Genomic DNA, 10,073 nt, shown 5'->3' on the forward strand with positions numbered 1-10,073 from the left:
CCTCGGCGTCGGGCTGGAGGATGCCCTTGCCATCTCGGAAGCGGTCGAGATTTGATCGTCTGGGCCGCCCTTTTCGCGGGCGGCCCAGAACGGACATTCGCGGTGCTGCTAGACGCTGCCATGCGGCTTCACCGAAGCGGCCGTTCGGGCCTCAGCGCAACATTTACAACGGGCCGAGGTCCGCTCAGCGGACGGAGCGACCTTTCGCTGCGGTTGGGATGAACGTCCGGTGCAGCCGGGTATAGCTGACGGAACACGTAGACCAGAATGGTAAAAACTTACCGCTTGCTATACATACCGACCACTTGGTATTATAATTAAATGCCACGCCCGACCAAACACGCCCCTGAACGCGGCGATGCCCGCACCCGCCTTCTCGACGCGGCGCGTGACGTAATCCGCACCAAGGGCTTCGCCGCCACCACCGTCGACGACCTTTGCCGCGAGGCGGACGTGACCAAGGGCGCCTTCTTCCATCATTTCAAATCGAAAGACGCGCTCGGCGTCGCTGCAGCCGAGCACTGGGCCGAGACGACGGGCGCGCTGTTTGAGGGCGCGCCCTACCACGCGCCCGCCGATCCGCTGGACCGCGTGCTGGCTTATATCGACTTCCGCCGCAGCATCGTCTCCGACGACATCCCCGCCTTCACATGCCTCGTTGGCACCCTGGCGCAGGAAGTCCACGCCACTGCGCCCGAGATCCGCGACGCCGCCGCCACCAGCATCTTCGGCCATGCCGAGACCTTGGAGGGGGACATCCAGGCCGCCATCGACGCGCGCGGCATCGCGCCGGACGGCTGGAACGCCGCATCGCTCTCACGCCACTTCCAGACCGTCCTGCAAGGCGGCTTCATTCTCGCCAAGGCCGGGAACGACCCCGACCTGGCGCGAGAGGCCATCGACCATCTCGACCGCTACGTGCGCCGGCTCTTCGGCGCGCCCCGTCCTGAGGAGGATCGACCATGACCGACTCCATCACCGTCGAGACCCGCGTGCCCGCCCCGCCGGAGTCGGCTTGGGCCGCTTACACCGACCCCGACGCCATCACTCGATGGAACTTCGCAGGCCCCGACTGGTGCTGCCCGCGCGCCGAGGTCGATCTGTGCCCCGGTGGGCGGCACGTCGCCCGCATGGAGGTGCGCGACGGCTCCATGGGGTTCGACTTCGGCGGTACCTACAAGGAGGTCGATCCGCCCCACACGCTGGTCCTTGAGCTCGATGATGGGCGGCTATCGCGGACCACTTTCGCACCCGATGGCGACGGCACTCTCGTGCGCACCGTGTTCGAACCTGAGGCGAGCAATCCCGTCGAGATACAGCGCGACGGCTGGCAGGCGATCCTCAACAATTACGCGGCCCATGTGGCGGAGACCACAAAATGACCGACCAACCCAATTTCGGCCTATGCATTTTTCTAAAGACCGGTGCCAAGGAAACCGCGCGCTTCTAAGCCGCCACCCTGCTCGACACGACCGTCGATCATGTCCAGCCCATCTGACCGGACATGGCCATGGTGCTGTGGGCCTGCATGGGCACGCGATACATGCTGCTGGACGGCAACGCGTCCTTCGCGCCAAAGCCCGATCACTCGATCTCGGTCGCCGCGCTCGACCAAGCGGAGACGGACCAACTCTAGGCCGCGCTGACCGAGGGCGGTAGCGAGGGCAAGTGCGGCTGGCTCTGCGACCGCTTCGGCGTTCACTGGCAGATCGTGCCAACCGCGCTGAACGACATGCCCTCCGATCCCGACCGGAAGACCGCGGGCCGGGCGCAGGCCGCTATGATGGGCATGAAGAAGATCGACATCGCAGCCATGCGCGCGGCTTTCGACGACGTGCCGGCGTAACAGACCAAATTCTTCGCCGCGACGGGAACGCCAGAGGGACAAGCCGTTTCACCAAGTGCTCCTCAACTGAATGGCCGGATGGAACGGGTCAACTGTCTTACTAGCGTCTTGGCGAAGTTTCAGAACGCTCCTGCGGCCGGGTCTAAACCCATCCAAAACACTCGCTGCCTCCAAGGCACGATCCGCTGAACCCGACTTTCGTGCGCTCCGCAGCATCCGGTAAAGTGGGCTCCAAGCGGACATGCGGCGGCGCGGCAGAGTAATTGTCACCTGGCCCAGGCCATCAACATGCCCGGCCCCGAGCTGCCGTTCGCCGGTCGGTTTATCGCTGCAGCGCGGCTTCACCGAACCAGACGTCCCCATACCGCGCAGCATTTAATCGCCCTAATGACAGCTTCGCGGGACAAACCGGGCTTTCGCTGCGCTAAGCACGAACGTCTGCACCCACCACCTTGGTCCAGATCAATAGACATCCCTTCGATAACGATGATCCCGGACGAGGGCGTCGACGTAGTCGGCCGCAGCGTCCTCGGACATACCGCTGGTCTGTGCGACGACCTCGTGGATCGCGCGATCCACGTCCGCTGCCATCCGGGACGCGTCGCCGCAGACATAGATCGCCGCGCCCCGCTCTAGCCATGCGAAGAACTCGGCTGCGTCACGCTGGATGAGGTCTTGAACGTAGACCTTCGCCATCCCGTCGCGCGACCAAGCCAGCGACAGCCGGGTGAGCATCCCGCTGTCGCGCCATCCCTCGACCTGCTCCCGGTAGAGGTAGTCCCGGGCTTCGGTGCGATCTCCGAAGAAAAGCCAGTTATCGCCGGATGCGCTGCGGGCCGCGCGTTCTTCCAGAAAAGCGCGGAACGGCGCAATACCAGTGCCCGGCCCGATCATGATGAGCGGGCGATCCTCCGAAGGCGGGTGGAAATGCGCCGCACGCTGGACGAAGACGCCGACGGTGCTGCCCGGCTGGACGCGACCGCCGAGAAAGCTGGACGCGCAGCCCTTCCGCTCTGTGCCGTTCAGATCGTAGCGCAGCTCGCCCACCGTCAGATGGACCTCTCCGGGATGGGCCTCGGGGGACGAGGAGATCGAGTAGAGCCGCGACTGGAGCGGTCGCAATCCATCGACCAGCACTTGCGGCGACAGCTCCGGCACCCCCGCGCGAAGGAGGTCTATGACATGGATTTCGGCGGGCGCATCCTCCGCCGCCCAAGCCTGGCGCGTGGTAGGTGTCACCGTGACGAGGTCGAAGCGTGACATCAGAGCAGTTCGCAGCTTTGACGGGCCGCTCTTGAGGCTGACCGCTTCCGCGCCGGTGAACCCTGCCGCAGCGAGGATCTCGGACACCTCGGCGGGGTCGTTCACGGGCCAGAGGCCCAGGGCGTCGCCCGCTCTGTAGTCCAGATCTGGCCCGCCGCCGACCAGCGCGATCTCGACGTGATTGACGACCTTGCCCGCGCCCGTGCCGCTGAGCCGGCGCACGTCCAGGACGGTCGCGGTGAAGGGTCGCGCCTTGGTGAAGGTGGGTTCGGGGTCTTCAGAAGCTGTCTCAAGCGCAGTTGCTGCACCGGCGGCGTCCGCGAAGGCGGACGATGCAAAAACGTCTGTTTTCCAGGCGGCGTAATCATCTTCGTAGGCCACATCGCACAGCGCCGGTTCGCGCACGCGTGTCGCGCCGAGCGCGGCGAGGCGTTCGTCGATCTCCTGCGCGGACTGGTTGAAGGCAGGATAGGAGACGTCACCCAGACCGCAGACGCTGTAGTGAAGCGTCGCAGGCAGGTCAGGTGCATCATCGGCCAACAGCGCGGTGTGAAAGCGCTTTGCGTTGTCGCAGGGCTCGCCCTCTCCGGTAGTGGCCGCGACAATGAGGAGATGGTTGACCCCTACCAGGTCTGCGGGTGCGACCGCGTCGAGCTCGGACACGACGGCGTCGAAGCCCTTCGTTGCGGAGAACTTACGAAGGTCTTTCGACAGCGCCTCGGCGGTTCCGGTTTGCGAGCCGAAGAGGACGCGCAGCGCGGTCCCCTTGGCGGCGGGCGCATCCGGACCTTGAGCATTCGCGGCGGCCGCAAGTCCCGCGAGCATCCCGTCGAGAAACATCCGCTGCGCATCGTCGAACGGCGCATCGGCGGGCAGGAAGGACTGCGGCGGGTCAGACAATGCCGTGGCAAGGGTGGCGAGTGCCTTGTCGGGTTTGGTCATGAAACGGGTCCTCAGGCGACCGCGATGTCGCGGTCGAGCAGGGTGGGCATTGCCTCGTCGGGCAGGCGGCGGACGAAAGCGAGGAAGCTCTCACCCGGTGCGCGCTGGGCAAGATAGGAGCCGACGACCGTCTCGACGGTCGTATTGAGCGCGGCAGCCGGGATGGGACCGGACAGGGGCCGGGCCAATCCTTCGTCGTCGTCGGTGCCGCCGCCGAGCACGATCATGTAGCCTTCGCCCCCGTCTGGAAGCGTCGCGCCCATGAGGCCGATATCGCCTATGTAGTGCTGCGCGCAGGAATTCGGACAGCCGGTCAGATGGATGTTGATGGGCCTGTCGAGCGTGAAGCGCGCCTCCAGATGGCGCACCAGTGCGGTGCCGTCGGCCTTCGTGTAGGCAAGCCCGAACTTACAGGCCCATTTCCCGGTGCAGCCAACCGCGCCGGCAGCGAAGGCGGTTGCCACGGCGGGCATTCCGGCCCCGGCCAGCGCGGTGCGGATGGTTTCGACGCGCCCCTCGGGCACGTGGGGCAGCAGCAGGTTCTGCCAGACCGTCAAGCGCAGGTCGTTGCGTCCTTCATCTAACGAGAGCCGTCCCAGAAGCCGCATCTGTTCGGGCGAGAGCCGCCCCATCTCGAGCGCCACGCCGAGATAGCGCGCCCCGTCGCGCTGCGGATGCACGCCGATATGACCCTGCCGGTCGATCGGCGCGCGCTGTGCCTCGTTGGGCGTCGCGAGGACTAACTTGCCATCGGGCAGTTTTTCGATTGTGCAGTCGATGAACCAGTCCACCCCATGCCGGTCGAGTAGGTATTTCAGACGCGCGCGTTTGCGGTTGGTGCGGTCGCCGTGCTCAACGAAGACACGCAGCATGGCCACGGCGACCTGCACGGCGTCTTCGGGTCGGCAATAGGCACCCGTTGGGCGGGCGAGATCGAGGTGCCCCGAGATGCCGCCGACCGCGACGCGCAGCCATATGCCCGGCTTCAGCCCGTCGGTGACACGTACCGCCTGGAAGCAGATGTCGTTTGAATCTGCTACGCAGGACACGCGCCCGCCGCCGTCGAAGGCGATGTTGAACTTCCGCGGCAGGCCCTGCAGATCGCGCGTGTTGGCGATGCGTTCGCCTAGGGCGCGGGCCTGCGGCGTCAGGTCGATCAACTCGTCCGCGTCGAAACCCCCGGTCGGTGACGCGGTGATATTGCGCGCGCTGTCGGCGCCCGATCCATGGCACGACAGGCCCGCATCCTTCAGCGCGAAGTGGACCGCCAACACATCCCTCGGCGCAATATTGCGCAGTTGCAGATTCCCGCGCGTCGTCACATGCGCAAAACCGCCCGCCAGTCGCTCGGCGATTTCGGCGACGGCCATCATCTGGTCACCGCGCAAGCGGCAACCGGGGAGACGCAATCGGCACATATAGCCGGTGTCGGCCGGCTCGACGTTGAAGAAGCCCCAATGCCGCAAGAGGAACTGATCGAGCCCTTCGGCGATGACGCCGCGTTCGGTCCAATCTTCGATCGCGTCCCAGAGGTCGCAGGGATGGGTCTCGTACTTGCGGACCTCCTCGCGGCAAAGGTCCTCGACCGGCGTACCGTGGACGGTTTCCGGCGCCGCGGTGCCCGTCGCTGCCTGGAACGCGCGGTCGAGACCCAGACGCGTGACGGTCTCGAAAAGGTAGGCCTGTTGCTCGGCCGTGAACCGTGTCATGGGGTGTCTCCAATGGGCTGGTTGTAATTCGGCCGATGCGCCTACCAGCTGTTGTAGGAAAGATACTTGCCCGACATCTCGACCTTCACGCGGTCGCCTTTGGGGTTCTCGACGCGGGTCACGGTCATATCGAAGTCGATGGCCGACATGATGCCGTCGCCGAACTTCTCGTGGATCAGCGCCTTGAGCGTGGGGCCGTAGACGCCCACGATCTCGTAGAAGCGGTAGATGCAGGGATCGGTCGGCACGGTCTGCGACCAGACCTTGGTCGGGCTCTCGACGAGCACATCCGCCACCTCGGCGGGCAGCTCCAGTTGCGCAACGAGGGCGTCGGCCTTCTCGGGCGGCATGGCGTTCATTCCGACACAGGCCGAGTGGGTCCAGACGGGTGACATGGCGATCGCCTCGGCGATCTGCTCCCATGTTAGACCCATGCGCTTCTTTGCGCTGAGAATCAGGACGGTGACGTCTTCCTTGGTCAGATCGGCGGGTGTTTCAAAGTCTTTCATCGGGGGGTCCTTTCGGGTTGGATCAAGGTGACGAGATGACGAGCGACAGGGCGAGGCACAGTGCGAGCAGCGCGGACACGCCCTGCCAGAACCGCACGGGATGGCGCTCGATCAGGGGTCGGTGACCCCGGGGACGGGTCCGTGCGGTCGGGGCTCGCAGCTCGGCTACGAACTCCGAGAGCGCGTCATGCCGCCGCAGGGGATCGGGGTGCACGGCGCGGCGCAGCGCCGCGTCCATCCACGCCGGCACACGCGACTTCGGAGCTGCATCGGCAGGTCGATACTGAAGGCGCGCAGCTTCGCGTCGCGAGCGGACGCGCGCCGCCGCAGTACCATACGGTAGATGGCCGGTCAGCATCTCGTAGGCGATGGTGCCGAGCGCGTAGAGGTCCGAGCGCCAGCTGACAGCGTCGCCGGTGAGGTATTCGGGTGCCGTGTACTGCCACGTTCCCAAGGCGGCGCCGACGGCGCCCGCTGGCGCGGCCTCGGCCACGCCCGCAACCCAGACACTGCCGAAATCTATGATGCGCAAGGTTCCGTCGGTGTCGATCATCACGTTCTCGGGGCGCAGGTCCTGGTGCATCATCTCGCGGCGGTGAAAGGCGCGAAGGCCCGTCACGATCTGCCCGACGATGTCCCTGACGGGTTCCAGATCGGGATCGGGCGTGTCCCGCAGCCACTGGCGGAGCGAACGCCCCTCGATCCAGTCGGTCAGGACGTAGAGCGCGGTGCGTGGCTGCGGTGCATCGGCGGCCCGCAGCACGTGGGGGCTGTCGATCCGCCGGGCGATCCATTCTTCCATCAGGAATCGTTGCATCGCGGCAGGATCGGCCGCCGTCTCGATCGACGGTATCTTCATGGCGAGCCTCCGGCCATCCGGCGCGGCGGCGAGAAACACGTGGCTTCGGCTGGTCGCGTGGACCGCGCGCAGGATGCGCAAGCCGTCGATGACGGCGCCCGGTACTGGAAGCGGCGGAACGGGCAGGTGCGCGGCGCCATCGAACAGCGCGCCGCCATCGGCGTCCGCAACGGTGTTCACCCGAACGATCTGCACCGTCAGGTTGTCGTCGCTGCCCCCGTCCAGCGCCTCCCGTGCGATACGTCGCGCCGTATCGTCAAGATCGGTAGTGCCGGCGATCAGGGCCGCCGCAGTGCGCGGATCGATCCAGTCGTGCACCCCGTCGGTCGTCATCACGAACACGTCGCCCGCGGCGATGTCGACGGCGCGATGGTCGATCTCGACTGACCTGTCAGCCCCGAGGGCACGCGCCAGGTAGCTTCTGCCCTCTGACACGTGGATCCGATGGTCTTCGGTCATCGGCTCCAGCGTGTCGCCGCTCAGGCGCCAGATGCGGCTATCACCAACGTGAAAAAGATGCGCCGCCCGTCCTTTCAGGACCAGAGCCGCGAAGGTGCACACGTATCCCCGGTCGCGATCCTGCGCGCCGATACGGCGGCCCTGCCCATGCAGCCAGGCGTTGCTGGCCGAAATGACGCGCGCGGCCGAGGTGCGCACGCTCCACGCGTCCGAAGTGGAATAATAATCGTTCAGAAACCCGGTGACCGCCGCCTCGGCCGCGTCCTGCGCTACCGGAGAGGTGCTGATCCCGTCGGCGAGCGCGAAGGCCGCGCCCTTGAGCGCCAGCGCGCGCCTGTCCGGCACGGCCGCGCCCACTGCATCCTGGTTGCCCGCCTTGCGCCCGGCACTCGTGTACCGACCGCTGACGACGCTGAGTTCGTCTGGCTGGGTCATGTCGCGGGACATCGGCGGAACTCGGTCTGGAACCGGGGATTGGCGCGGCCCGCGACGTGCGGTGAGCCGCGCCGGGCGGATCACTCGGCCGGGCCGGAGACCAGGGGGCTGACCGGACCATGCGAGTCGAGCTGACGGCGCGACGGCGACATCTTGTAATGCGTCGCGTAGAGCATCGCGCCGACGAAGGTCAGGCCGCCCACGAGGTTGCCGATCACGGTGGGGATCTCATTGTACATCAGGTAGTCGCCCCAGGTGAAATCCGCGCCCAGCAATATGCCGATGGGGAAAAGGAACATGTTCACGATCGAATGCTCGAACCCAAGGTAGAAAAACACCAGGATCGGCATCCACATGGCCATGATCTTGCCCGACACGGACGACGACATCATCGCCGCGACGACGCCGGTGGACACCATCCAGTTGCACATGACCGCGCGCACGAAGAGCGTCAGCATGCCACCCGCGCCGGCTTCGGCGTAGCCCACCGTGCGAGAATGGCCGATGTCCATCAGGCGCGCGCCGACCGCGTTCGGCTCCAGTGTAAAGCCCATGGTGAAGGTGATCGCCATGAAGATCGCGGTCGTCATCGCTCCCGCGAAATTGCCGACGAAGACAAGTCCCCAATTGCGCAGCATTCCCTTGGTCGTCACGCCCGGCCGCTTGTCGAACAGCGCCAACGGCACAAGGGTGAAGACCCCGGTGAGCAAATCGAACCCGAGCAGGTAGAGCATCGAGAAACCGACCGGAAAGAGCAGTGCGCCGATGATGAATTGGCCGGTATTCACCGCGACCGTGACGGCGAAGGCGGCGGCCAGGGCCAAGATAGCGCCCGCCATGTAGGCCCGGATCAGCGTGTCCTTGGTGGACATGAAGACCTTGGCCTCGCCGGCATCGACCATCTTGGTCGCGAATTCCTGGGGTTGGATGTAAGACATCTCGAAAGTCCTTCTCCTTGTCCGCTCTTTCGCGGGCAGGTGGTTGAGAGATCGGGCACCGTTGATTTGGACTTTGATCGGAACCAAAAGGGAAATCGGGAAAAAATGCCGACCAGAGGTCCGCGACGCCATGAAGAAGGCAAACCGTTTTTGACGGAGTCGGCCTGGCGCTTCGCGGCACCGACCTGCATGCCCTGATTTTACGCCACGCCGTTGCGGCTTTTGGTGAAGCATTCACTACTTCGACGCGCCAACTGGATAACATCCATCGCATCACGTGAAGTGGCAGGTTCCGAAAACACCAACCACCGGTTGTTCTGCACAAAATAATCGCGGCGAAAAACAAACTCTGCACAAATGACCGGCGCCCGTGAGACGCTGACCCCCATGATTGCGCTCGCGTGGTGTGTGGGGGCATCGGTCGGGAAACTCGGCGAGGCCTGACCGAAGACTTGATCGCTGCCGCCCTGTGTCGTCCGCTGAAGCCAATGTCGCATCGATCGACGAGATGATCAGGGCAATCAAACTTGACGCAAAGGGCATCGCTGCATAGAGGGCCATCCCTTTTGAGATCATTGCGCCCGTGAGTATCTGACATCCTGAGCTGCGGTTGAATAACTTGTCTGTGCTGAACCAATTTTGTCGACCAAGCCCAAAGCTGCCATTCGCGCCCAGCGCAGCATCGGTGAATCTGAGCTCGGAGCGGACATGCGGCGGCGTAGCAAGACGGACACCCGGCTGGCCGCAGCGACTGTCGCTCACGGCCCATTCTGGACATTCGCGACTGGGGGCCTTGTTGCGCAAATCTCCTGACGGAGGGACTTCCCCTTTTTTCGTTTGAGGTCAGCCGACGGGCTGCGTGACGGGGATGCCGAGGGCGGTGAAGCGGTTGAGGATGGCGATGCGAACTTGGAGTTCGGCGGTCTGGCGGTCGAAGTCGCGGGACATGAGCTTCTGACCGAGGAGCTTCATGCAGTTCATCTTGGTCTCGACGCGGCTTCGACGGTGGTAGCCGGACCACCTTCTCCAGAGCGTCCGACCGAAGCGTTTGATGGCGCGCAGGGCCTCGTTTCTCGCACCTGCCCCCGGGCTGTCTTTCTTCCATGGTTTGGC

General features: G+C 65.0%; 9 protein-coding genes and 2 pseudogenes. 5 read left to right on the plus strand and 6 right to left on the minus strand.

Annotated features, from left to right (window positions below):
* Positions 1 to 321 precede the first annotated feature (321 nt).
* From LX81_RS21220 to LX81_RS23230, 5 genes and pseudogenes are all read left to right on the plus strand, one after another.
* Positions 322 to 966 (plus strand): TetR/AcrR family transcriptional regulator, encoded by a 645-nt coding sequence (locus LX81_RS21220; RefSeq protein WP_111539241.1) that lies wholly within the window; start codon positions 322 to 324, stop codon positions 964 to 966.
* Positions 963 to 1,382: an SRPBCC domain-containing protein gene (locus LX81_RS21225; RefSeq protein ID WP_111539242.1), complete on the plus strand. Its 420-nt coding sequence runs from the start codon at positions 963 to 965 to the stop codon at positions 1,380 to 1,382. Before LX81_RS21220 ends, LX81_RS21225 begins: the two co-directional genes overlap by 4 nt.
* Before the next feature lie 122 nt (positions 1,383 to 1,504).
* Positions 1,505 to 1,636 (plus strand): hypothetical protein, encoded by a 132-nt coding sequence (locus tag LX81_RS23220; RefSeq protein ID WP_272939510.1) that lies wholly within the window; start codon positions 1,505 to 1,507, stop codon positions 1,634 to 1,636.
* A 6-nt stretch (positions 1,637 to 1,642) separates the two neighbouring features.
* Positions 1,643 to 1,708, plus strand: a pseudogene (locus tag LX81_RS23225) (VOC family protein); the annotation flags it as partial.
* 3 nt (positions 1,709 to 1,711) lie between these two features.
* Positions 1,712 to 1,846: a hypothetical protein gene (locus tag LX81_RS23230; protein ID WP_272939511.1), complete on the plus strand. Its 135-nt coding sequence runs from the start codon at positions 1,712 to 1,714 to the stop codon at positions 1,844 to 1,846.
* A 462-nt stretch (positions 1,847 to 2,308) separates the two neighbouring features.
* Here the strand turns inward: LX81_RS23230 and LX81_RS21235 are convergent, their stop codons facing one another.
* From LX81_RS21235 to LX81_RS21260, 6 genes and pseudogenes are all read right to left on the minus strand, one after another.
* The gene (locus tag LX81_RS21235) at positions 2,309 to 4,051 is read right to left on the minus strand and encodes a diflavin oxidoreductase (protein ID WP_111539244.1); all 1,743 of its coding nucleotides are present in this window, start codon (positions 4,049 to 4,051) and stop codon (positions 2,309 to 2,311) included.
* 11 nt (positions 4,052 to 4,062) lie between these two features.
* Complete coding sequence (locus tag LX81_RS21240) at positions 4,063 to 5,760, minus strand: NirA family protein (protein WP_111539245.1); 1,698 nt, start codon at positions 5,758 to 5,760, stop codon at positions 4,063 to 4,065.
* A gap of 41 nt (positions 5,761 to 5,801) precedes the next feature.
* A complete protein-coding gene (gene cynS, locus LX81_RS21245; RefSeq protein WP_111539246.1) occupies positions 5,802 to 6,269 on the minus strand; it encodes a cyanase in 468 nt (155 codons plus the stop codon).
* A gap of 22 nt (positions 6,270 to 6,291) precedes the next feature.
* The gene (locus tag LX81_RS21250) at positions 6,292 to 8,034 is read right to left on the minus strand and encodes a bifunctional protein-serine/threonine kinase/phosphatase (protein WP_211322862.1); all 1,743 of its coding nucleotides are present in this window, start codon (positions 8,032 to 8,034) and stop codon (positions 6,292 to 6,294) included.
* Between the two features lie 68 nt (positions 8,035 to 8,102).
* Positions 8,103 to 9,194, minus strand: a complete 1,092-nt coding sequence (locus LX81_RS21255; RefSeq protein WP_234822796.1) for a formate/nitrite transporter family protein — start codon at positions 9,192 to 9,194, stop codon at positions 8,103 to 8,105.
* Positions 9,195 to 9,803: 609 nt separating this feature from the next.
* Positions 9,804 to 10,073, minus strand: a pseudogene (locus LX81_RS21260) (IS5/IS1182 family transposase); the annotation flags it as partial.

Origin of the sequence: Palleronia aestuarii, assembly GCF_003253995.1 — a bacterium.
In the GTDB taxonomy this organism is placed as follows: domain Bacteria; phylum Pseudomonadota; class Alphaproteobacteria; order Rhodobacterales; family Rhodobacteraceae; genus Palleronia; species Palleronia aestuarii.

Coding starts and splice junctions, on each gene's coding strand:
- LX81_RS21220 (WP_111539241.1), top strand. CDS start 322: ATGCCACGCCCGACCAAACACGCCCCTGAACGCGGCGATGCCCGCACC.
- LX81_RS21225 (WP_111539242.1), top strand. CDS start 963: ATGACCGACTCCATCACCGTCGAGACCCGCGTGCCCGCCCCGCCGGAG.
- LX81_RS23220 (WP_272939510.1), top strand. CDS start 1,505: ATGGCCATGGTGCTGTGGGCCTGCATGGGCACGCGATACATGCTGCTG.
- LX81_RS21235 (WP_111539244.1), bottom strand. CDS start 4,051: ATGACCAAACCCGACAAGGCACTCGCCACCCTTGCCACGGCATTGTCT.
- LX81_RS21240 (WP_111539245.1), bottom strand. CDS start 5,760: ATGACACGGTTCACGGCCGAGCAACAGGCCTACCTTTTCGAGACCGTC.
- cynS (WP_111539246.1), bottom strand. CDS start 6,269: ATGAAAGACTTTGAAACACCCGCCGATCTGACCAAGGAAGACGTCACC.
- LX81_RS21250 (WP_211322862.1), bottom strand. CDS start 8,034: ATGTCCCGCGACATGACCCAGCCAGACGAACTCAGCGTCGTCAGCGGT.
- LX81_RS21255 (WP_234822796.1), bottom strand. CDS start 9,194: ATGCTTCACCAAAAGCCGCAACGGCGTGGCGTAAAATCAGGGCATGCA.